The sequence below is a fragment of the Streptomyces cylindrosporus genome (assembly GCF_022698165.1).
In the GTDB taxonomy this organism is placed as follows: Bacteria; Actinomycetota; Actinomycetes; order Streptomycetales; family Streptomycetaceae; genus Streptomyces; species Streptomyces cylindrosporus.
In genome coordinates this window covers 182,104-204,920 of sequence record NZ_JALDAY010000011.1, presented here as the reverse complement: position 1 = coordinate 204,920, position 22,817 = coordinate 182,104, and the positions used below count along the sequence as shown (strand labels likewise).

Sequence of the window (22,817 nt, the reverse complement as noted above, 5' to 3'; positions counted from 1 at the left end):
GCGCACCGGAACCAGCCCCTGCGTCCCGCGCACCGAAACCAGCCCCTGCGTCGGGTCCCCCGGCGTGCCCGGCTGCCGCTCCCCTTTCTCCGCTTTCTCCGCGCGCGCCCGCCTGCCCGTGTGCGTGCGCCTGCGCGTGCACGCGTGCGGGCGCGTCGGCCGGGGTGCCGCTGTCGGCGTCGGCTCCCGGACCCGTCGTGGCGCGCTCGTGATCTGTCATGTGTCCATGGTGACGGGCCGACCGCCCCGACGGGAGTCGGAACGACCCTGGCCGGACCCTGATATCGCCCCTGAGCCGGCGCCGGGGAAGCGTTCGACGGGCCCTGGCCTCGAAGATCAGGGGAGTCTCGGGGGTCGACCCTGATGCCTGGGTCCGCCGCCCGTGTGAGTATCGGTGGCATGCCGGAAGCCGCTGCAGCGCCCATCGTCGAACCGCGGCCGCCGCGCAAGCTCTACCGCAGCAGTGACGGACGCTGGCTGGGTGGCGTGGCGCGGGGGCTCGCCGGGCATCTCGGGCTGCCTGTGGTGTGGGTGCGGCTCGTCTTCGTCGGCCTGTTCATGGCGGACGGCCTCGGCGCGCTGCTGTACGCCGCGTTCTGGTTCTTCGTACCGCTCGGCATCGGCGGTGTCGGCGGTCAGCGGCCCCCGTCGCTGGTCACCACCGAGACCTCGCCCGACGGCCGCCGCAGACTGGTCGCCCGCAAGCCGGACAAGGGCCAGATCGTCGCCCTGCTCCTCATGGTCGTGGTGGCCATGATCTTCGTGGGCAACGTGAATCTGAGCGGCGGCGCCAAGGTCTACCTCTGGCCGGTCGTCCTCGTCGGCGCGGGCGTCGCCCTGGTCTGGCGCCAGGCGGACAACGCGCGGCGGGCCCGCTGGGTCGAGGTCGGCCGCCGCAAGCGCACCCTCAGCCTGCTCCGCGCGGCGGGCGGTGTCCTCCTCGTCACCGCCGGCGTCACCGGAGTCTTCGTCCTCCAGGGCTCCGCCGCCCACCTCGGCTCCGTCCTCCAGGCCGCCCTCGCGGTCCTCGTCGGGATAACGCTGCTCGCGGGCCCGTACCTCGTCCGTATGACCCAGGACCTCTCCGAGGAGCGCCTGATGCGCATCCGCGCCCAGGAGCGCGCCGAGGTCGCCGCCCACGTCCACGACTCCGTGCTGCACACCCTGACGCTGATCCAGCGCAACGCGGAGAACGCGAACGAGGTGCGCCGCCTGGCCCGCGCCCAGGAGCGCGACCTGCGCACCTGGCTCTACAAACCGGAGGGCACCGGCAAGGACGAGGAGGACGAACCCACCAACCTCGCCGACGCGGTGCGGCGCAACGCCGCGGAGGTGGAGGACAAGCACGGCGTCCCCATAGAGGTCGTCATAGTCGGCGACTGCCCGCTCGACGACAGGATCGGCGCACAGATGCAGGCCGCGCGCGAGGCGATGGTGAACGCCGCCAAGTACGGTGGCGAGGGCGGCGCGGTGCAGGTCTACGCCGAAGTCGAGGGGAGGACGGTCTTCGTGTCGGTGCGGGACCGCGGCCCCGGCTTCGACCTCGACTCGATACCCGCAGACCGCATGGGCGTCAGAGAATCGATCATCGGCCGCATGGAGCGGCACGGCGGCACGGCGCGGCTGCGCGCGGTGCCGGACGGCGGCACGGAGGTCGAGCTGGAGATGGAGAGGGCGGAGAAGACGTCATGAGCGACCCGACCGAGGCGAACGCGGAGCCCGTGGAGCCGACCGGCGGCGGGACCGGCGAGCGGCACGTGCGCGTGGTCCTCGTCGACGACCACCGCATGTTCCGTACGGGTGTGCAGGCCGAGATCGGCCGCACCGAGGAGACCGGCGTCGAGGTCGTCGGCGAGGCGGCCGACGTCGACCAGGCGGTCACGGTCATCACCGCGACCCGCCCCGAGGTCGTCCTCCTCGACGTCCATCTGCCGGGCGGCGGCGGGGTCGAAGTGCTGCGCCGCTGCGCCGCGTTGATGGCCGACGCCGAGCAGCCCGTCCGCTTCCTCGCGCTGTCCGTGTCGGACGCGGCGGAGGACGTGATCGGCGTGATCCGCGGCGGTGCGCGCGGCTACGTCACCAAGACGATCACCGGCACGGACCTGGTCGACTCCGTCTTCCGGGTCCAGGAGGGCGACGCGGTCTTCTCGCCCCGCCTGGCCGGCTTCGTCCTGGACGCCTTCGCCTCCACCGACGCCCCGCCGGTCGACGAGGACCTGGACCGCCTCACCCAGCGGGAGCGGGAGGTGCTGCGGCTCATCGCGCGCGGGTACGCGTACAAGGAGATCGCCAAGCAGCTGTTCATCTCCGTGAAGACGGTCGAGTCCCATGTCTCGGCGGTGCTGCGGAAGTTGCAGCTGTCGAACCGGCACGAGCTGACCAGGTGGGCCACGGCCCGGCGGCTGGTGTGATCACGCGACCCGCGTCGCCCCCGCGAACGGCATCTCGTCGATCGGGGCGATCCGGACCGGGGCCGAGGGGTTGGGGGCGTGGATCATCTGCCCGTTGCCGATGTAGATGCCGACGTGGCTGATGCCGGAGTAGAAGAACACCAGGTCGCCCGGGAGGAGTTCGGAGCGGGAGACGCGGTGGCCGGCGTCGATCTGGGCGTAGGTCGTGCGGGGGAGGGAGATGCCGGCGGAGCGGTAGGCGGCCTGGACGAGGCCCGAGCAGTCGAAGGCGTCGGGGCCGGTGGCGCCCCAGACGTAGGGGCTGCCGAGCTTGGAGTAGGCGTAGGAAACGGCCGCCGCGGCGCGGGAGTTGGGCGCCTTGGCCGTCGTACCGGAAGGGGCCTCCAGGCCGACGCGGGAGCCGGAGGCGGACGAGCGTGACGCGCGGCCCGTTCCGCCCGCGTCGCCGTCCAGCCGGGCGCGGTCCTCGGCCGACAGCTGGGCGAGCAGCCGCCGGGCCGCGTCCAGTTTGCCGGTGATCGTCTTCTTCTCGCGCCGCAGCTCCGCCTGCCGGGACTTCAGCGAGGTCAGCTCCACGCGCGCGGCGCCGCGCAGCCGCTCGATGTCCCGCAGCTGCTTGCGGACGCTCGCGACGGCCGCGGCCTGCCGGGTGCTCGCCCGGTCGACGAACTCGGCGCCGTCGAGGTAGTGGTCGGGGTCGTCGGAGAGCGCGAGTCGGAGCGCCGGGTCGATGCCGCCGTCGCGGTACTGCGCGGCCGCGATCGAACCCAGCGCGTCCCGGGCCGAGTTGAGCTTGTCCGTCCTGCGCGCGGCCTCGTCGCGCAGCCCGGACAGCCGCCGCTCGGCCGCGTCCGCCTTCTCCTTCGCGCCGTTGTACTTCTCGGTGGCGGCCTCCGCCTCCTGGTACAGCTTGTCCACCTTCGCCTTGACCTGCGCCGGCGTCAGCCGGGGTGCCGCGTCGCCGGTCCCGTCGAAGGCCGTCGCGGTCGCCGCGCCCGCCAGCGCGATCGTGAACGCGGTACGGGCCGTATGGCCACTGATCGAGCGCCGACCGGGCCTGCGATGAGCTGCCACGTGGACTGCACGTCCTTTCGTACGACCCCCGTGGGGGGACGGGGCGACTTACGCGTCCGGCGGCGGCCCGCACAGGGGGAGCGGGCCGCCGCCGGACCTTCTCGGCGGTGGTGATCGACTGCCGCCCCTGGCCCGGGCGGCGGTGGGGAGCCGGTCACCTGGTGGAGGACGTTAAACCCGGCTGTGTCGGCTTGGTAACGCAATGTGCGGAAGTGCCGGGGGTCGATCGGCGGATGACCGTAAACGACCGTGATCCCGTTCCGGAGCCGTCGACTTCACGCAGTGGGCTGACCGATGTGACGGTTCCGGGACACGTACGGGTGACGGGCTGCTACGGGCCGCATATATGCAAGATCCAGTCACGCCGGGCGGACGGGCGGTTCGCGGCGGGGCCGGTGTCGGACGCACCGTGCGCCCCTGTTTAAGCTCCGGCCTCATGGACGTACTCATCCATCTCTTCGTCGGCCTGCACATCGTCGGCATCGCCTCGCTCCTCGGCGGCTTCCTCACCCAGATGAAGGCGATGGGCCGCGGCGAGGCCCGTTTCGTCCCGGCGATGCTGCACGGCGCGCTGACGATGCTGGTCACCGGCGCGATCCTGGTCGGCCTCAACCAGGCCGACAACCAGCACGTCAACAACATCAAGATCGGCGTGAAGCTCGCCCTGCTGATCGTGATCCTCGGCCTGGTCTACGTGAAGCGGGACGACGAGAAGGTCGACAAGAGCCTGTTCGGGCTGGTGGGCGCGCTCACCACGGCGAACGTCTTCATCGCGGTGCTGTGGACCTGACCCCGGCGCGGGCGGCGGCGACGGCCCCCGTGGCGACGGCGAGCCACGCCGCCACCGCGATCCACAGCAGCGCCCGACCCGGGCCGTCGAGCCAGGAGACGTCGAGGGCGGCGGCGATGGACAGCGTCGCCGCAGCGGTCATCCCCATCGGGAAGACGGTGGACCAGCGCCGCACGTCGTAGCGGAGCCGGGGCCGCGCGGCCTCCGCGACCAGCAGTACGGCGTACCAGGCCAGGTCGAGCACGAGCAGCGAGAGGGTGACGGTGCGCAGGACGCCGCGGTCGTCGTCGTTCCACAGATACAGGCGCGCGCTGTCGGCGGCCACCAGCTTGGACCCGGCCAGCGCCGAGATGGCGAGCGCGCCGCCCGCGACCCAGTGGTCGCCGGCACCTTCGACGACCTGCCGCAGCTCGAAACGCGCGAGGGCGAAGCCGTAGAGGACGAGACCGAGCCAGAACAGCACGAGCGCGGCGTGCGCGAGCCAGGCCACGGCCTCAGCGCCGGCCAGCGCGGCTGAGAGCACGGCGAGCCCCTGTGTGGCCACGCAACACAGGAACACCGCGCCCGGCATGCGCCGACTCCAGTGTCGTACGACATCCACGAGCAGCACGGGCCACAGCACGACCGCCAGCGCCAGCAGGGCCTCGGCGAGCGTCTGCCACCCGAGCGCGGAGAACCGCGTCCCGAGGACGGTGGTCGCCGCGACGGCAGTGAGCGCGGCGGGGGACCCGGCCTCGGCCCGCCACCGCTCCCGGTCCCACGCCAGGCGCCCCGCGAAGTCCGCCGCCAGCCCGAGCCAGGCCGCGCAGGCGATCACCAGCGCGACCCGTGACACCACCTCGTACCCCGCGAGATGCAGCCCGACCGACACGATGCCGGTCGCCATCACGGCACCCCCGGCTGCCGGCGGACGCCCCGCCCACCAGGCACGGAACGAAACGGACGCATCGGCGGAAGGGGCAGCCATGCAGCCGATGCTAAGGAGCACGCCCCGGCTTGCGGCCGGGGCACGCGCGCGTGCGCGAGGAAATCGGCGCGGGGGTGCGCTTCTACCTCACGCCACGTCCGCGCGCCCCCGTCTCACGCCGGTCGTACCACGCTGTGGATGATCGACTCGCCGCCGTAGTAGATCGACTCCTCGCGGACGTACGCGCCCGGCTTGGGGGCGTGGATCATCATTCCGTTGCCTATGTAGAGGCCGACGTGGCTGATGTCGTCGTAGAAGAAGATCAGGTCACCGGGCTGGGCGTCGGCGAGGGAGACGGTCGTGCCGGCGTTCACCTGGTCGTAGGTGGTGCGGGGGAGGGAGACGCCCGCGGCCTTCCACGCGGCCTGGGTGAGGCCGGAGCAGTCGTAGGAGTCGGGGCCGGTGGCGCCCCAGACGTACGGCTTGCCGATCTGCGAGCGCGCGAAGGCGAGGGCCTTGGCGGCCTTGGTGGCGTACGAGGAGTCGGTGGAGGTGCTCCCCGAGGTGCCCGAGGTGCCCGAGTCGGACGTGGACGAGTCGCTCTGCTTGGCCGCCTGCTGTTTCGCCAGCTCCGCGGCCTTGCGCGCGGCCTCCTCCTGCTTCTGCTTCTCGATCGCGGCGAGCCGCGCCTTCTCCTCCGCCGTCAGCTTCGACAGCAGCTCGCGCGCGTCGGAGAGCTTCTTCTGGACGGTGGACTTGGCGGTCTGCAGGTCGTTCTGCGACTCGGTGAGCGACTGGAGGCTCTCGGAGGCCTCCCGGCGCTTCTTCATCGTCGCGGACTGCTCGCTGAAGTAGTCGTCGACCTCGCTCTTCTGACGGGAGGTCAGCCGGCCCATCAGCTGCGTCTGGTCGAAGTAGTCCTGCGGGGAGTCGGCGAGCAGGAAGGTCGCCGTGTCGGGCGCGGCGGCACCGGTGCGGTACTGGGCGGCGGCGAAGGAACCGAGCCGCTCCCGCTGTTCGTTGAGCTTCTGGGCCCGCTTGGCGACGTCGTCGAGGAGGCTGTCCACGCGCCTGCGCTGCTTGGACGTCTTCTCCTTCGCCGCGTTGTACTTCTCGGTCGCCGACTCGGCCTGGCGGTACAGGTCGTCGACCTTCTTCTCGACCTCTTCGAGGGAGGGGTTCCCGTCGGCCGAGGGCGCGGCGTTGGCCGTCTGGGAGAGCAGGGCCACGGAGGTGAGGGCGGCCGTGGCGAGAGCGGGGGTGCGTATGCCGGCTACGCGCGTACCCGCGGGGCGCGACTTGCGGTGCGACGCCAAGGGAGGCGACTCCTTCCATGATCCGCCTACCGGGTTAGCTGTCGGGTTCGGGCGGGTGGTTCGGAAGGGTTGCCCTACGGTCCGTGTCCCTCAAGGGAGTTGGACCGATTCACCCCAAGGTCGAGGTGGGTCCCCGGCTCCGGCTGCGCGGCGGCGCCCCGGACTCGGCGGAGGCCGCACGGCCCGGCGAGGTTCGCCGGTGGGGGTCGTACGGCCTGCTCGGAACGGTAGCCAACTCGTGTGGCCCGTGTGAAGGTTGATGTTCGATATGCCCGATACATTTTCGTGACCTTTGGTCAGCGCGGCAGGGTCGGTCACGTATCGTGACGGACCGGTGCGGGAGCGTGTCGGTCTCGCCGGATCCCGCGATGTTCTCGGGGCGGCAGCGGGTTGTCAGTGGGGCGCCCTAGACTCGGAGAGCGATGAGCAGCCTCTTTGACGACAGCTTCCTGGCGGACCTCAAGGCACCCCGTGGCCACGAGGAGGAACCCCCACCGCCGCCCGAGGACGATCACGTACCGGAACCGGTTCCGGACGATCTGTTCGGCGGGAGGTTCGACGTGCCGCCGGACCGATGGGGGTCCCCCCGCTCGAGCGAAGCCGAGAGTGGGGGAGCCTACTACCGCGACGGCGCCCCGCGGCCGGTGATCGACCCCGCCGCGCTGCTCGACGGGCTGAACGAGAACCAGCGCGCCGCCGTCGTGCACGCGGGTACACCCCTGCTCATCGTGGCCGGCGCCGGCTCCGGCAAGACCCGTGTGCTCACGCACCGCATCGCCCACCTCCTCGCCGAGCGGAACGTGCACCCGGGCCAGATCCTCGCGATCACCTTCACCAACAAGGCCGCGGGCGAGATGAAGGAGCGCGTCGAGCAGCTGGTCGGCCCGCGTGCCAACGCGATGTGGGTGATGACCTTCCACAGCGCCTGCGTGCGGATCCTGCGCAGGGAGAGCAAGAAGCTCGGCTTCACGTCCTCCTTCTCGATCTACGACGCCGCCGACAGCAAGCGGCTGATGGCGCTCGTCTGCCGGGACCTGGACCTCGACCCCAAGCGATACCCGCCCAAGTCCTTCAGCGCCAAGATCAGCAACCTGAAGAACGAGCTGATCGACGAGGAGGACTTCGCCGCCCAGGCCGCCGACGGCTTCGAGAAGACCCTCGCCCAGGCCTACGCGATGTACCAGTCGCGGCTGCGCGAGGCGAACGCCCTCGACTTCGACGACCTGATCATGACGACGGTCAACCTGCTGCGCGCCTTCCCCGACGTCGCCGAGCACTACCGCCGCCGCTTCCGCCACGTCATGGTCGACGAGTACCAGGACACCAACCACGCCCAGTACGCGCTCGTGCGCGAGCTGGTCGGCACCGGCGCCCACGACGAGGACGTACCACCGAACGAGCACGACCTGCCGCCCGCCGAGCTGTGCGTCGTGGGTGACGCCGACCAGTCGATCTACGCCTTCCGCGGCGCGACGATCCGCAACATCCTCCAGTTCGAGGAGGACTACCCGAACGCGACGACGATCCTCCTGGAGCAGAACTACCGCTCCACCCAGACGATCCTCTCCGCCGCCAACGCGGTCATCGAGCGCAACGAGTCCCGCCGCCCCAAGAACCTGTGGACCAACGCGGGCGCGGGCGCGCGCATCACCGGCTATGTCGCCGACACCGAGCACGACGAGGCCCAGTTCGTCGCCGACGAGATAGACCGCCTCACGGACGCGGGGGACGCGAAGGCCGGCGACGTCGCCGTCTTCTACCGTACGAACGCCCAGTCCCGTGTCTTCGAAGAGGTCTTCATCCGCGTCGGCCTGCCCTACAAGGTCGTCGGCGGCGTCCGCTTCTACGAGCGCAAGGAGGTCCGGGACGTCCTGGCCTACCTGCGGGTGCTCGCCAACCCCGAGGACTCGGTGCCGCTGCGCCGCATCCTGAACGTCCCCAAGCGCGGCATCGGCGACCGCGCGGAGGCGATGATCGACGCGCTCGCCCAGCGCGAGAAGATCAGCTTCCCGCAGGCGCTGCGCCGCGTCGACGAGGCGTACGGCATGGCCGCGCGCTCCACGAACGCCGTGAAGCGGTTCAACACGCTGATGGAGGACCTCCGTACGATCGTCGAGTCGGGCGCCGGCCCGGCGACCGTCCTGGAGGCGATCCTCGAACGGACCGGCTACCTCGCCGAGTTGCAGGCCTCCACCGACCCGCAGGACGAGACCCGCATCGAGAACCTCCAGGAACTCGCCGCCGTGGCCCTGGAGTTCGAGCAGGAGTCAGGAGAGGGCGAGGAGTCCGGCTCGCTCGCCGACTTCCTGGAGCGGGTCGCGCTGGTCGCCGACTCCGACCAGATCCCCGACGAGGACGAGGACGGCTCCGGGGTCATCACCCTGATGACCCTGCACACCGCCAAGGGCCTCGAGTTCCCGGTCGTCTTCCTGACCGGCATGGAGGACGGCGTCTTCCCGCACATGCGCGCCCTCGGCCAGACCAAGGAGCTGGAGGAGGAGCGCCGGCTCGCGTACGTCGGCATCACGCGCGCCCGTGAACGCCTGTATCTGACCCGGTCCGCCCTCCGGAGCGCCTGGGGGCAGCCCTCGTACAACCCGCCCTCCCGCTTCCTGGAGGAGATCCCGGCCCACCACGTCGACTGGAAGCGCACGGGTGCCACGGCCCCGGTCTCCTCCGGCCCGGCTTCGGGCGTGGCGTCCTCGCTGTCCTCCTCGCGCTCCCGCTCCTCGGCCTCGGGCGCGTCCGGCTTCGCGACGAGCCGCGCCTCCGACAAGCCGGTGGTCGCGCTGGCGGTCGGCGACCGGGTCACGCACGACCAGTTCGGCCTCGGCACGGTCGTGGCGGTGAAGGGCACGGGCGGGAACGCGGAGGCGACGATCGACTTCGGCGACGCCAAGCCGAAGCGGCTGCTGCTGCGGTACGCGCCGGTGGAGAAGCTGTAACGCGCCGAGCCCCCGCCGGTCAGCGGGGGCTCACAGCGAGGTTCGGCGGGTTCGGCGGGTCTACGTCGGGTTGAGCCCGTGGCTGCGCAGCCACGGCAGCGGGTCTATGGCCGAACCGCCCGCCGGGTGCACCTCGAAGTGCAGGTGCGGGCCGGTCGAGTTGCCGGAGTTGCCGGAGTACGCGATCGGGTCGCCGGCCTTGACCGTCGTACCGGAGGCCACGCGGTAGCTGGAGAGGTGGCAGTACCACGTCTCCGTGCCGTCCTTCGCGGTCACCACCATCATGTTGCCGTAGGCGCTGTTCCACTGCGTGCGGACGGTGCCGTCGGTCGCGGCCATCACCGTGGTGCCGTACGAGACCGGGAAGTCGATGCCGGTGTGCACCGACATCCAGTTGATGCCGGCCTGGCCGAAGTAGGCGCTGAGCCCCTTCTGGGTGACCGGGAGGGCGTACTTGGGGCGCAGCCGCTCCTTGCGGGCCGCCTCCGCCGCCGCCTTCTTCTTCTCGGCCTCCTGCTGGGCCTTGAGGTCGATGCGCTCCTGCGTCCGGCTGGCCCGGTCGGCGAAGTCGTCGGCGCCCGCCGAGAGGCTTTCGAGCTGGGTGTCCAGCTTGTTGTTGGCGGCGGCCGGTTTCACCGAGTGCGTGTCGGACGCGGTGGTCGAGCTGTCCTTGTCGCCGGTCAGCGTGCCCACGGAGGCGGCGGCGATGCCCGCCACGCCCATCACACACGCCGAGGGCACGGCGATGGTCAGCAGCGCGGAGCGCTTCGGGGGCGTACGGCGGCGGGAGCGGGACGCGTTCCGGGCGGCGGCGCGCGGTCCCGGGGCCGGCGTGACCTCTTCCTGGTCGTCCAGCAGTGGCGTCACGGCGGGCAGCTCACCGGTGCCGGCCAACTCGCCGTCGTCCTGCGGGTGTTCCGCGTACTCCTCGTATCCCTCGTATTGCTCGTGTTCCTCGTAAGCGCCGTGCTCGACCTGCTCGAAGACCGAGGTCGCCTGCTGGTCGAACGGTTCGCCTGACTGCTCGTAGCCGTCCGTGGCGGCGGTGCCGTCGGCGGCCGAGCCGTCGGAGTTCCACTGCGTGGCGTCGTACACGCCGGTCTCGAAGGCCTGCGTGCCCCATTCCCAGTGCTGGGTCTGGTCGGCCGGGGTGCCGGAGTGGTCGGGCTGGAGCCAGGCGCTCGCGTCCCAGTGGCCGGAGGTGTCGTGCCCGGTGGACTGCGGCGGGATGGCCGAGAGCTGCTGCTGGTCCGTGCCCCAGGCCGTCGTCTCGTACGCGCCGGTGTCGTAGGCGGCGTGGTGCTGGGCCGCGTACATGTCGTAGTTCAGGGTCTGGTGGCCGCCCGTGGCCCACTGCCCGGAGTCGTACGAGCCGGTCGTGCCGTCGTCGGGGAGGCTGCCGAAGAGGGGGTCGGCGTCGAAGGTCGCCGTGGCGTGCGCGCCGGTCGCGAAACTGCTCGCGTCGTAGGTGCCGTACGTGGTGAAGTCGCCGTACTGGGCTTCCTGTGTGCCGTAGGACGCGTAGTGCGCCGAGGCGGCATCGGAAGCCGGAGCCGGGGTGGTCATGGTCCCCGACGGGTGACGGTCGTTCACCAACTTCTCTTTCGCCTCGACAACAGGGGCTGCCAGAGCAGTGCGGTGACTGTACCCGGCGGTATGCGGGCGCGACAATCTTCAACTGGTTTCGGGCGCGCAGGAAACGGGCATTCGGCCGTGTTTCGGGGGAGTGCGGGCGTGGGTTTGGCCTTGTGTTCGAAGAGCGTTCGATGTGGGGCGGCTGTCAGGGGGCCATCAGGCCACTGTCAGGCCGCCGGCGTGGGCGGCGGCCTCGGCTCCTGTCCGGGTGGCGTCGAGGGCCTGGCGTATCCCGGTGGCGACCGCCGGGTGCACCGGCAGGGCGAGATGGCCGACCCCGCTCACCCGCACGTTCTGCGCCAGCAGGTCGGGGTGGTCGATACAGGCCGTCTCCAGCGGGTCCATCAGGTGGTCGAGGTCGCTCCAGAAGCTGACGAAGTGGGTACGGCAGCCGGGCGCGGGCAGCGTCAGCTCCTGGAGCACCTCGGAGCCGGGGCGCATCTGGCGCACGATCGGGTGTGCGTCGGCCAGCGGCACCACGCGGGTGCCGGAGTGCGGGGTGCCGAGTGTGACCAGCGTGCGGACGCGGAGGTCGCCGCCGAGCCGCTGCACGTAGTAGCGCGCGATCAGCCCGCCGAGGCTGTGCCCGACGATGTCGACCTGCTTGCTGCCGGTGCGCTCGCAGATCTCCTCTATGTGCCGGCCGAGCAGCTCGGCCGCGGTGCGGATGTCGCAGGTCAGCGGCGAGTAGTTGAGCGACTCGATCCGCTGCCTGCCGTGCTGGGCGAGGCTGCGGCGCAGCAGCACGAACACCGAGCGGTTGTCTATGAAGCCGTGCAGCAGGACGACCGGGGGTTTCGTCCCGGTCGGCAACTGGGCGGCGCCGTCGGGTGACGGGAGCGGGGCGCGGCGTTCCTGGGTGATTCCCGAGGGATAGAGGAGGAGGTGTCCGGCGAGGATCGCGAGCTCCAGGGCGGTCGCCTTCAGCAGGGCGAGGGAGAGTCCGGCCAGCCTGCTCGGGAGCAGGCGCCTGCCGAGCGGGAGAAAGGGGTGCACTGCCCTGGTGACCTTCATGGCCGACCTCCTGTCGGCACGCTGGAGGACGGCTCTGTCCCCCGTGTGCCCTCATGGGAGGTCGCGGCCCAGGCTGTCGACTGCACGTACCGACGTCGACACGCCGTACCGCCACGGCGCGCGGCCTGCGGCGCGGTGGTACGGCGACCTCGTTGCGGCTCCCGTTGCGCGTGTTCCTGCCGGAACGTCGCGCGGTGAACGTGTCCCACCGTGTGATTTCCCCCTCGGCCGACAGCGCGAAACTGCCGGTTGCGGGATGCTGGAGATAACGTTCGTTCACTTTCCCGGCCGGTTCGGGTACGCCGGTACTTGTCGGTAGGGATGGACGCAGTCGCTTCATGGAGGCAGTGATGGGTGTGGCAGCCGGTCCGATCCGCGTCGTGGTGGCCAAGCCGGGGCTCGACGGCCATGACCGCGGGGCCAAGGTCATCGCGCGGGCGCTGCGCGACGCGGGTATGGAGGTCATCTACACCGGGCTCCACCAGACGCCCGAGCAGATCGTCGACACGGCCATCCAGGAGGACGCCGACGCGATCGGGCTGTCCATCCTCTCCGGCGCCCACAACACGCTCTTCGCCGCGGTGATCGACCTGCTCAGGGAGCGGGACGCGGAGGACATCCTGGTCTTCGGGGGCGGGATCATCCCGGAGGCGGACATCCCGCCGCTGAAGGAGAAGGGCGTGGCGGAGATCTTCACGCCGGGGGCGACGACCCAGTCGATCGTCGACTGGGTTCGGGGGCATGTGTCGCAGCCGACGGGCGGCGCTGAAGAGGTGCGGTCCTAGCCCTCCAGTTCCTCCGCCATCGCCGCCCGCAGCCGCAAGGTCGTGACGAGGCGTTGGAACGCCTCCGCCCAGTAGCCGCCCGCTCCCGGTGACGCGTGCTCCGACTCGTCCGGGACTGCCTGGAGGCCGTCCAGGTGGATTGCCTCGGCAGGGTCGAGGCAGCGTTCGGCCAGACCCATCACTCCGCTGAAACTCCATGGGTAACTCCCCGCGTCCCGCGCGATATCGAGCGCGTCGACCACCGATCGCCCCAGCGGTGCCGCCCACGGCACCGCGCACACCCCGAGCAGCTGAAACGCCTCCGACAGCCCGTGCGCCGCTATGAAGCCGGCCACCCAGTCGGCCCGTTCGGCGGCGTCCAGCGTGCCGAGCAGCTTGGCCCGTTCCGCCAGCGACACCGCTCCCGGGCCGCCCGCCTCGGGGGCCGAGGGCGCGCCCAGCAGCGCGCGGGCCCAGTCGGGGTCCCGCTGTCGTACGGCGGCCCGGCACCACGCCGCGTGCAGCTCGCCCTGCCAGTCGTCCGCGACCGGCAGCGCCACGATCTCGCCCGGGCTACGTCCGCCGAGCCGCCCGGACCAAGTCGCGAGCGGTGTCGCCTCCACCAACTGGCCGAACCACCACGACCGTTCACCCCGTCCCGCCGGAGCTTTGGCCACGACACCGTCTCGCTCCATGCTCGCGTCGCACTCGCGCGGGGCCTGCACGGTGATCGTCGGTACGGCATGGGTGCGGTCGACGGACACGCACGCCCCGGCCCTGACCGCCATGCGCGCGGCCAGCGCCGAATCCGGCAGCGCGGAGAGCAACTCGGCCGCCGTCGCCCGGACGTTGCGGCTCCTGTCGGCCAGCGCCTGTTCCAGGAACGGCTCGTCCTGCGGGCCGAGTCCGGTCCGCAGCGAGTCGAGGAACATCAGGCGGTCCTCGGCCCGCTCCGTCTGCCAGGTCGTGACGAGCAGCTCGCGCGCGGCGGCGGGGTCGCGGTCGCGCAGGGCCGACAACAGCGCGACCCGCTCGGCGAACAGGCCCTCCTGCCACAGCCGCCGCGTCTGCTCCTCGTCCTCCAGCCGCGGCAGCGCCGCGCCCCCGCCCGGCGTGGCCCGCAGGGCGAACCGCCAGTCCGGGTTCAGCCGGGCGAGCCACACGGCACGCAGACCCGCGAACGCCAGCGCCGCCGGCCGCAGATCCGTACGCCCGCGCGCCGCGTCCAGCAGCGCGGGCAGCAGGTGCGCGGGGGCCGCGAACCCTCGGGCGTTCGCCGCCGCGAGCCACTGCGGCAGCAGCTCCGTGAGGTCCGGCGCGGTACCCCTGCGGCCGCCCGCCGTACCGCCACGGTCCGCCAGCAGCAGCGCGAGCCGGCGGGCGGCGGCCGCGGGCAGCGCGGCGCGCGCGTCCTCGGGGGCCGGCTCCGGTCGTACGGCCGCCCGTGCGGGACGCAGCCCGGCCCGCCGCCGTACGGTCTCCACGGCCGCCGCGTCCAGCAGCGCCACCGGCGCCTCCCGGCCTGCGGCCCCGCCCGGCGGCGTACGCCGCTCCGTCCCCAGCAGCGCCGCCGTGACGAGCTCCTCCCAGACGCCCGGCGCGGGCGCGTCCACGGGTGCGGACGTCCTGTTCATGAGGTTCCTTTCGTCGGGCTGTCCCGGAGAGGGAGGGGAAGCGGGTGGTGGGCGTGTGCGGTCAGGGTGTGCGGTCCGCTCAGCACAGTCGCACCGGCTCACCGCTGTCCTCCGGCCAGGCCGTCAGCGGTGTGAAGCCACGGTGGCCGCACTCGCCGAAGACCTTGACGGGAGCGCCGCCCGAGAGGGCGACCAGGCGCCAGAGGCCGGGGCGGGCGGCGGCGGTGTGCGTGAGCGGCAGTGCGGTGTCCTCGTCGGCGTCCGCCAGTTGCCAGGAGGTGCCGTCCGGGGCCGGTATGACCCGGTCGAGCGTCACCGGGACGGAGTCCAGCCACGGGTCGTCGCGCAGGGCCGTGCCGTAACGGGCGGCGGCCTGGGTGGTCGTCATCCCCGGCGGGCGTTGGGCCGTGGGCGCCGGTGGGGCGAACTGCTCGCCGAGGGCCGCCCGCAGCTGTCCGGCACCCGGGTAGGCGGACAGCTCCGCGTCGAGGGTCAGGCCCACGGGCAGCGCGAGCTCCGGGGAACGGCCCGCGGCGCCGTACGAGAGGAGCAGTGCCGTGCGGTTCGAGTCGGCGCCGTGCAGCCAGATCCGGCGGGTCGTCAGACGGGCGTCCGCCGTGTCGTACTGGGCGAGGACCAGCCAGCGGTCCCGCAGCGGCGGGCCGTCCGCCGAGCCGGGCAGGCCGATGCGGGAACGGACCGTCGCCGCAAGGCCCTCCGGCAGCCGCTCACGGCCCAGCCAGCCCTGGTCCAGGAGATGGAGCAGCGCGCACTCCTCCAGCAGCCGCACCGGCCAGCCGGGGCCGGACGCCGGGAGGGACCCCAACTCCCGCACCCGCGAAGCGAGTCCGGGGGCCTGGGCGTCGACCATGCGGGCGGCCGTCTCCTCCCACAGCCCGTACCCCGCCTGCTCCGCGCTCGCCAGTCCGCCGCGCAGCAGGTCCGCCAGCCGCTGCTCCAGCTCGGTCGCGCCCGCCGTGACCCGCTCGGCCCGCCGCTCCGCCCGTCGCCGCGCCGCCTCCGGATCGCCGGCCGCGGACGAGGAACCGGACGGGCCCGCCGACCGCTTCTCCTGCGCGCGCTGCCTTCTCCCCTCTATCCACTGCTCAGCCCAGTCCGGCGGCGCCCCCGCCCCCACCGCCCCGTCCTCGCCGGCCCAGAGCAGCAGCAGCCCGAGCGCGTGCTTGCACGGGAACTTGCGGCTCGGACAACTGCACTTGTACGCCGGGCCCGCCGCGTCCGCGATGTCGACGACCGTCTGATACGGCTTGCTGCCGCTGCCCTTGCACAGCCCCCACACCGTCCCCTCGCCGGAACTCCCCGCCTCGGACCACGGCCCCGCCGCGCCGAGTTTGCTTCCCGCTTTGCGTGACGCGGCGTCAGGCGCCAGTGCCAGCACCTGTTCCGCGCTCCAGCGCGCCCCCTGCTGAGTCATGTCCTCGACGGTAGGTCCCACCACTGACAATCGGTCCGGCGCTCGGCCCGGCGATCGGTCTCGCGGAGGCGTTTCCGCAGGTCGGAACGGATTGTCAGTGGCGTGGTGCACGGTTGGTCACAGATCCGAACCGGCCGAGCTGGAGGGGGCTCTCCGCCATGTCTGTGTCCGTCGAACCGACGACCGTCGAAGCAGCAGAAGCAGTGGTCGAGGAACCGGCCGAGGCGTTGCGGCCGCACGCCGAGGACGCCTTCGCCGGCGAACTGGCGGCGCTGGCCGCGCAGGACGACCGGCCGCGCCCGGCCCGCTGGAAGCTGTCGCCGTGGGCGGTGGCGACGTATCTGCTCGGCGGCACGCTGCCGGACGGGACCGTCATCACGCCGAAGTACGTGGGCCCGCGCCGCATCGTCGAGGTCGCCGTCACGACCCTCGCCACCGACCGCGCCCTGCTGCTGCTCGGCGTGCCGGGCACCGCGAAGACCTGGGTGTCCGAGCATCTGGCCGCGGCGGTCAGCGGCGACTCGACCCTGCTCGTGCAGGGCACCGCCGGCACGCCGGAGGAGGCGATCCGGTACGGCTGGAACTACGCGCAGTTGCTGGCGCACGGTCCTAGCCGCGACGCGCTCGTGCCCAGCCCCGTCATGCGGGCCATGGCGGAGGGGATGACGGCGCGGGTCGAGGAGCTGACCCGGATCCCGGCCGACGTGCAGGACACGCTCATCACGATCCTGTCCGAGAAGACGCTGCCGATACCGGAGTTGGGGCAGGAGGTGCAGGCGGTCCGCGGCTTCAACCTCATCGCCACGGCCAACGACCGCGACCGCGGGGTCAACGACCTCTCCAGCGCCCTGCGCCGCCGCTTCAACACGGTGGTGCTGCCGCTGCCGGAGAGCGCCGACGCCGAGGTCGACATCGTCTCGCGCCGGGTGGACCAGATCGGCCGCTCCCTGGATCTCCCGTCCGTGCCGGACGGCGTGGACGAGATCCGCCGCGTGGTGACCGTCTTCCGCGAGCTGCGTGACGGGGTGACCGCGGACGGCCGTACGAAGCTCAAGTCGCCGAGCGGCACGCTGTCGACGGCCGAGGCGATCTCCGTCGTCACCAACGGGCTTGCGCTGGCGGCCCACTTCGGCGACGGCGTGCTGCGGGCCGGCGACGTCGCCGCGGGCATCCTCGGCGCCGTCGTCCGCGATCCGGCGGCCGACCGGGTCATCTGGCAGGAGTACCTGGAAACGGTCGTGCGCGAACGCGACGGCTGGACGGACTTCTACCGGGCGTGCCGCGAGGTGAGTGCGTGAACGACCTGGGGTGGGGGCGCTCGGCGGGGAGCGGCGGGAGCAAGGGGGCGGGCGGCGGTCAGGGGGCCGGTGGCTCGGTGTGCGGTGCGGACGGGGGTGCCGGTGGGGTGGTGCCGGGCTCGGGTGGCGCGCGGGAGTGGGCGGGATGGCGGGGAGGCCTTCGGTGAGGGCGGTTGGTGGTCGCGATGGTGAGGGGGACCGTGTGACAGGGGTCGAGGGCGGGGCGGGCCGGGTGGCCGGGGGCGGGCCCCTGCTGCTCGGGGTGCGGCATCACGGGCCCGGGTCGGCGCGGGCGGTGCGGGCCGCGTTGGAAGCGGCCCGGCCGCGAATCGTGCTGATCGAGGGGCCGCCGGAGGCCGACTCGCTGATTCCGCTGGCCGCCGAGGAGGACATGCGGCCGCCCGTCGCCCTCCTCGCGCACGCGGTGGACGAGCCCGGCCGTTCGGCGTTCTGGCCGCTCGCCGAGTTCTCCCCGGAGTGGGTCGCGATCCGCTGGGCCCTGCGGCACGAAGTCCCGGCCCGCTTCATCGACCTGCCCGCGACGCACACGCTGGCGTGGGGGAGGGACGGGCGCGACGAGCCGGTGGGCGAGGAGACCGACGGGACACCGGACGCCGGGTCCGGTGGTGCCGATGGGCATGCGTCCGCGCCCCTCTCACCCTCTGCCCCTTCCCCGGCCCCACCTCCGGCCTCCGAGGCGGACGTCCGTGTCGACCCGTTGGCCGTGCTTGCCGATGCCGCCGGCTATGACGATCCCGAGCGGTGGTGGGAGGACGTCGTCGAGCATCGGGGGACGGGGGAGCGGGACGCGTTCGCGCCGTTCGTCGTGCTGGAAGAGGCCATGGGGGCCTTGCGGGAGGTGTACGGCACGGGAGGGCACGAGCGGGATCTCGTGCGGGAGGCGTACATGCGGCTTCAGGTGCGGGCCGCGCAGCGGGAGTTCGGGGACGCGGTGGCCGTCGTGTGCGGGGCCTGGCACGTGCCCGCGCTGCGGGAGAAGACGACCGTCGCCGCCGACCGGGCGCTGGTGAAGGGGCTGCCCAAGGTCAAGGCGGACATGACATGGGTGCCGTGGACGAACCGACGGCTCGCGCGGGTCAGCGGGTACGGCGCCGGGATCGACTCGCCCGGGTGGTACGGGCACCTTTTCAGCGCGCCGGACCGGCCCGTCGAGCGGTGGATGACCAAGGTGGCCGGGCTGCTGCGGGACGAGGACCGGATCGTCTCCTCGGCGCACGTCATCGAGGCGGTACGGCTGGCGGAGACGCTCGCGGTGATGCGGGGCCGCCCCTTGCCGGGTCTCGGCGAGACCACGGACGCCGTGCGCGCGGTGATGTGCGAGGGCTCCGACGTGCCGCTCGCCCTGGTGCACGACCGGCTGGTCGTCGGGGACGTACTGGGGGAGGTGCCGCAAGCGGCGCCGGCGGTGCCGTTGCAGCGGGACCTGGACCGGATCCAGCGCCGGCTGCGGCTCAGGCCGGAGGCGCTGGAGCGGGAGTTGGAGCTGGACCTGCGCAAGGAGACCGACGCCGGGCGCAGCACGCTGCTGCACCGGCTGCGGCTGCTGGGCGTCGCGTGGGGAGAAGCGGTGGCCTCGTGGGGGAGCACGGGCACCTTCCGGGAGACGTGGCGGCTGCGCTGGGAGCCGGAGCTGTCGGTACGGATCGCCGAGGCCGGGGTGTGGGGTACGACGGTGCTCGGCGCCGCGACGGCCAAGGCGGAGGCGGACGCCGTGAGCGCACAGGGCCTCGCCGAGGTCACCGCGCTGGCGGAGCGCTGCCTGCTGGCGGAACTGCCGGACGCGCTGCCCGTGGTGATGCGGGTCCTGGCCGACCGGGCGGCGCTGGACGCGGACGTCGGCCACCTCGCCCAGGCGCTGCCCGCCCTGGTCCGTTCCCTGCGGTACGGCGATGTGCGGGGCACGGACACCGGGGCGCTGGCGGAGGTCGCCGCGGGGCTCGCCGAGCGGATCTTCGTCGGCCTGCCCCCGGCCTGCGTCGGGCTGGACGCGGACGCGGCCGAGGAGATGCGACGGCACGTGGACGCCGTGCAGGGGGCGGTGGCGCTCCTCGCCGAGGCGCCCCCGGCCGGCGATCCGGCGGCGGACCGCCCCGACCCTGACCTGCGCGGGCGTTGGCACTCCGTGCTGCGGCTGCTGTCCGTACGGGACACCGTCTCCGGGATTCTTCGCGGGCGGGCCGTGCGGTTGCTGCTGGACGAAGGGGAGTTGGCGCAGGACGAGGCGGCGCGGCTGATGGGGCTCGTCCTGTCGCCGGGGACGCCGCCGGCGGAGGGCGCCGCGTGGATCGAGGGCTTCGTCGGCGGGGGCTCCGGCGGCGGGATGCTCCTGGTGCACGACGAGCGGCTGCTCGGGCTGGTCGACGCGTGGCTGACCGGGGTGCCGGCGGAGGCGTTCACCGACGTACTGCCGCTGCTGCGACGGACGTTCTCGGCGTACGAACCCGGGGTGCGCCGGACGCTGGGCGAACTCGTCCGACGCGGACCCGGCGAGCGGGCGAGCGCGACCGCCGCGGGTTCCGCGCCGCCGGGCTTCGCACCCGACCTCGACATGGAGCGGGCGGACGCGGTGGTGCCGGTGGTGCGGCTGCTGCTCGGGCTTGACGGCGGCAGTCGGGGGCACGTGGAGAACACGGACGACGACACGGACGACGACAGGGACGACAAGAACCTCGCGGGGGTGGCGTGATGACGAAGGCGGCCGGGTCGGGCGGGCAGGGGCCTGGACAGACGCAGGAGCCCGGACACGGGCAGGGCTCCGGTGGTTCCGGTGGCGGCTGCGGGCTCGGCCGTGGAAGCGGGCGCACGGCCCTGCCCCGGCGGGCCCGGTGCGGCGGGAACGGGCCCCGGGAGACGGGCGGTTCGGGCGGTGTGCGGGTGGTGCCGCTCTGGGAGCGGGATGTTGCGGAGGCTTGCGGGTGAGTGAACGGGGGACGGTCGTGGAGATGGAGGAGGCCGCGGCGGAGCGGTTGCGGCGGTGGCGGCTCGTGCTCGGCGGGGACGCCGCCGACGGGACCGGGTGCGCGCTGTCGGGGCAGGACGCGGCGATGGACGGGGCGTTGGCCGCGCTGTACGGGAAGGCCGAGCGGCAGGGGCAGCCGGGGCGGGACCGTTCGGCGGGGCTGGGGGCGTCCGCGCCGTCCGTGGCGCGCTGGCTCGGGGACATCCGGACGTACTTCCCCTCCTCCGTCGTACAGGTCATGCAGCGTGACGCCATCGACCGGCTCGGGCTGTCCACGCTGCTGCTGGAGCCGGAGATGCTGGAGGCGGTGGAGGCCGACGTGCACCTCGTCGGCACACTGCTCTCCCTCAACAAGGCCATGCCGGAGACCACGAAGGAGACGGCCCGGGCGGTCGTCCGCAAGGTCGTCGAGGACCTGGAGAAGCGGCTCGCCAGCCGCACCCGGGCCACCCTCACCGGCGCCCTCGACCGCAGCGCTCGCATCAACCGGCCGCGCCACCACGACATCGACTGGAACCGTACCATCGCGGCCAACCTCAAGCACTACCTGCCGGAGTACCGGACGATCGTGCCCGAACGGCTGATCGGCTACGGGCGGGCCTCCCGGTCCGTGAAGAAGGAGGTCGTGCTCTGCATCGACCAGTCGGGGTCGATGGCGGCGTCCGTCGTCTACGCCTCCGTCTTCGGCGCGGTGCTCGCGTCCATGCGGTCGATCGACACCCGGCTCGTCGTCTTCGACACGGCGGTGGTCGACCTCACCGACCAGCTCGACGACCCGGTCGACGTCCTGTTCGGCACCCAGCTCGGCGGCGGTACGGACATCAACCGGGCGCTCGCCTACTGCCAGTCGCAGATCACCCGGCCCGCCGAGACGGTGGTCGTGCTCATCAGCGACCTCTACGAGGGCGGCATCCGCAACGAGATGCTCAAACGGGTCGCGGCGATGAAGGCGGCCGGGGTGCAGTTCGTGGCGCTGCTCGCCCTGTCCGACGAGGGGGCGCCCGCGTACGACAGGGAGCACGCGGCGGCGCTCGCCGCGCTCGGGGCGCCGGCGTTCGCGTGCACCCCCGACCTCTTCCCGGAGGTGATGGCGGCGGCGATCGAGAAGCGGCCGCTGCCGATACCGGACACGGCGTGAGGGCGGGCGTCGGATTGAGTGCGGGCGGCGGATTGCGGGCGGTCGCTGACGATTTGTCGATCCATCGTCGTCCGACTTCGCCCAGCAAAAGGGACATGACTACCCATCGGTAACGGAGGGCTTGCGCAACGTCCGGATGGGCGTGCGAGGATCGACGCCTCATCAGCCCAGAGTCCGACAGACCGTTCCGCCGCACTGGAGGATCCTCCGCCTTGACCTGGCCGGCCGCCCTGCCCGCCGCACTGCGCGTGATGCGCACGGCGGCCGGGCGGCGTGCGCTGCAAGTGGTCCTGGTGGTGGGCGGGTTGTTCGCGCTCGGGTTCCTGTGCGGTGAGCAGGCGCACGCGGCGGAGGGGGCGCCGGTGGCGTCCTCGGCCGAGGTGGTGCCGGTCGGGCCGGTGGTTCCGGCGGCGGTGGGCGACGGTGTGCGGTCGTTGGCGGACGGGGTGATCGGGTCGCTGACGGGCGGTGAGGCCGGTAATAGCGGTATCGCCGGTGACCCCGACAAGACCGGTATGGACGCTCCGGCGCAGTCGAAGCCGACGGCTCCCGTCGTGCCCCCGGCGTCGGCGCCAGCGCCGGCGCCCGCAGCCCCGAAGCCTCACGCCCCGAAGCCTCACGCCCCCAAGCCCCCTGCCCCCAGGCCCGCCGCTCCCAATCACCGCACCCCCAACCTTCGTGCCCCCAAGCCCTCCGCCGACCCGATCACCGAGGCCCTCACCGGAGCGCTCTCGGAGCCGGGTGCGGACGACGCGGTGCTTCGGCCTGTCACCGATCAGGTGGTTCAGGTCGTCCAGGCCGTCGGTGACGGGGTGCTGCGGCCGGTCGGTGGGCTGGTGGAGACCGTGACGGACGAGTTGGGGAAGGCGACCGCGCAGATACCGGTGTTGCCGACCCTGCCTGCGCTTCCGTCGTTGCCGACGGTGCCCGGACTGCCTTCGCTGCCCGCACAGCCGGGTCAGACCCTGCCGGCGCCCGTCACGGTGCCGGGCGGCGCCGCGGGGGATCAGACACAGGGTGGGCATGACGGCGGACGTGACGCCGCTGCGGTGGTGAGCGGTGCTGCGTACGGGCCGGGACTCGGCGGCGACGCCGGTGCCGCCCACGGGCCGGCGCACGAGGGTGGGCAGTCGGCGACCGGGGCCGGGTACGCGCCGGTCCATCAGGCGCCGGGCGGTGACCCGACGGGCGCGCTGGACAATCACTCCGCCATGGACAACGGAACGCCGAGGCACGGTGACGCGCACGCCGTGGCCCTGAGCCGTCGGGTGCCGCTGCGGCTGCTGCCCGGCGGTGCCGCGCGTACGGACGCGGCCGGTCTTCGGGACCGGCACCGGGACATTCCCGTATCCCCCGCGTAGGACAGGCACTTCCCCCGCCGTAGGCCTGCCGCGCGGGGGCGGAACAGGTCTGCCCGCCCGTCCGGATCCCTCTCCGAACTCCGGACGGAAGCCGCCGACTCCGCTGGTCCCGAGC

16 protein-coding genes and 1 riboswitch are annotated in these 22,817 nt (G+C 72.8%); of the genes, 9 read left to right on the top strand and 7 right to left on the bottom strand.

The window, feature by feature from the left end:
• Nucleotides 1-399: 399 nt before the first annotated feature.
• The gene (locus MQP27_RS33890) at nucleotides 400-1,692 is read left to right on the top strand and encodes an ATP-binding protein (protein ID WP_242772148.1); all 1,293 of its coding nucleotides are present in this window, start codon (nucleotides 400-402) and stop codon (nucleotides 1,690-1,692) included.
• On the top strand, nucleotides 1,689-2,411 hold the full coding sequence (locus tag MQP27_RS33885; protein ID WP_242772146.1) for a LuxR C-terminal-related transcriptional regulator: 723 nt from the start codon (nucleotides 1,689-1,691) through the stop codon (nucleotides 2,409-2,411). Before MQP27_RS33890 ends, MQP27_RS33885 begins: the two co-directional genes overlap by 4 nt.
• Here the strand turns inward: MQP27_RS33885 and MQP27_RS33880 are convergent, their stop codons facing one another.
• A complete protein-coding gene (locus MQP27_RS33880; protein ID WP_242772144.1) occupies nucleotides 2,412-3,485 on the bottom strand; it encodes a C40 family peptidase in 1,074 nt (357 codons plus the stop codon).
• A 436-nt stretch (nucleotides 3,486-3,921) separates the two neighbouring features.
• On the opposite strand from MQP27_RS33880, the gene MQP27_RS33875 reads away from it, so the two are divergent.
• Complete coding sequence (locus MQP27_RS33875; RefSeq protein WP_242772142.1) at nucleotides 3,922-4,275, top strand: hypothetical protein; 354 nt, start codon at nucleotides 3,922-3,924, stop codon at nucleotides 4,273-4,275.
• Here the strand turns inward: MQP27_RS33875 and MQP27_RS33870 are convergent.
• Nucleotides 4,253-5,242 carry a tellurite resistance/C4-dicarboxylate transporter family protein gene (locus MQP27_RS33870; RefSeq protein ID WP_242772140.1) on the bottom strand — a complete coding sequence of 330 codons (990 nt, stop codon included), beginning with the start codon at nucleotides 5,240-5,242 and terminating at the stop codon, nucleotides 4,253-4,255. The genes MQP27_RS33875 and MQP27_RS33870 overlap by 23 nt on opposite strands.
• Before the next feature lie 113 nt (nucleotides 5,243-5,355).
• A complete protein-coding gene (locus tag MQP27_RS33865) occupies nucleotides 5,356-6,498 on the bottom strand; it encodes a C40 family peptidase (protein WP_242772138.1) in 1,143 nt (380 codons plus the stop codon).
• Between the two features lie 8 nt (nucleotides 6,499-6,506).
• A riboswitch (cyclic di-AMP (ydaO/yuaA leader) is annotated at nucleotides 6,507-6,678 on the bottom strand.
• Nucleotides 6,679-6,920: 242 nt separating this feature from the next.
• Between MQP27_RS33865 and pcrA the strand changes: the two genes are divergently transcribed.
• The gene (gene pcrA, locus MQP27_RS33860; RefSeq protein WP_242772135.1) at nucleotides 6,921-9,443 is read left to right on the top strand and encodes a DNA helicase PcrA; all 2,523 of its coding nucleotides are present in this window, start codon (nucleotides 6,921-6,923) and stop codon (nucleotides 9,441-9,443) included.
• Between the two features lie 60 nt (nucleotides 9,444-9,503).
• On the opposite strand, the gene MQP27_RS33855 is transcribed toward pcrA, so the two are convergent.
• Nucleotides 9,504-11,036, bottom strand: coding sequence for a M23 family metallopeptidase (locus MQP27_RS33855; protein ID WP_372511385.1), 1,533 nt, complete (start codon nucleotides 11,034-11,036; stop codon nucleotides 9,504-9,506).
• A 198-nt stretch (nucleotides 11,037-11,234) separates the two neighbouring features.
• Complete coding sequence (locus MQP27_RS33850; RefSeq protein ID WP_242772132.1) at nucleotides 11,235-12,092, bottom strand: lipase family alpha/beta hydrolase; 858 nt, start codon at nucleotides 12,090-12,092, stop codon at nucleotides 11,235-11,237.
• Nucleotides 12,093-12,442: 350 nt separating this feature from the next.
• Between MQP27_RS33850 and icmB the strand changes: the two genes are divergently transcribed.
• Complete coding sequence (icmB, locus tag MQP27_RS33845) at nucleotides 12,443-12,877, top strand: coenzyme B12-dependent isobutyryl CoA mutase small subunit (RefSeq protein WP_242772130.1); 435 nt, start codon at nucleotides 12,443-12,445, stop codon at nucleotides 12,875-12,877.
• Here icmB and MQP27_RS33840 read toward each other — a convergent pair.
• Nucleotides 12,874-14,490 carry a DUF5691 domain-containing protein gene (locus MQP27_RS33840; RefSeq protein ID WP_242772128.1) on the bottom strand — a complete coding sequence of 539 codons (1,617 nt, stop codon included), beginning with the start codon at nucleotides 14,488-14,490 and terminating at the stop codon, nucleotides 12,874-12,876. The genes icmB and MQP27_RS33840 overlap by 4 nt on opposite strands.
• Nucleotides 14,491-14,569: 79 nt before the next feature.
• Entirely contained in the window at nucleotides 14,570-15,925 is a 1,356-nt protein-coding gene (locus MQP27_RS33835) for an SWIM zinc finger family protein (RefSeq protein WP_242772126.1), read from the bottom strand.
• Between the two features lie 158 nt (nucleotides 15,926-16,083).
• Between MQP27_RS33835 and MQP27_RS33830 the strand changes: the two genes are divergently transcribed.
• From MQP27_RS33830 to MQP27_RS33815, 4 genes are all read left to right on the top strand, one after another.
• Nucleotides 16,084-17,223 (top strand): ATP-binding protein, encoded by a 1,140-nt coding sequence (locus tag MQP27_RS33830; RefSeq protein WP_242772124.1) that lies wholly within the window; start codon nucleotides 16,084-16,086, stop codon nucleotides 17,221-17,223.
• 202 nt (nucleotides 17,224-17,425) lie between these two features.
• The gene (locus MQP27_RS33825; protein WP_372511384.1) at nucleotides 17,426-19,930 is read left to right on the top strand and encodes a DUF5682 family protein; all 2,505 of its coding nucleotides are present in this window, start codon (nucleotides 17,426-17,428) and stop codon (nucleotides 19,928-19,930) included.
• 256 nt (nucleotides 19,931-20,186) lie between these two features.
• Nucleotides 20,187-21,341 (top strand): VWA domain-containing protein, encoded by a 1,155-nt coding sequence (locus MQP27_RS33820; protein ID WP_242772774.1) that lies wholly within the window; start codon nucleotides 20,187-20,189, stop codon nucleotides 21,339-21,341.
• Between the two features lie 212 nt (nucleotides 21,342-21,553).
• Complete coding sequence (locus tag MQP27_RS33815) at nucleotides 21,554-22,702, top strand: hypothetical protein (protein WP_242772120.1); 1,149 nt, start codon at nucleotides 21,554-21,556, stop codon at nucleotides 22,700-22,702.
• Nucleotides 22,703-22,817 lie beyond the last annotated feature (115 nt).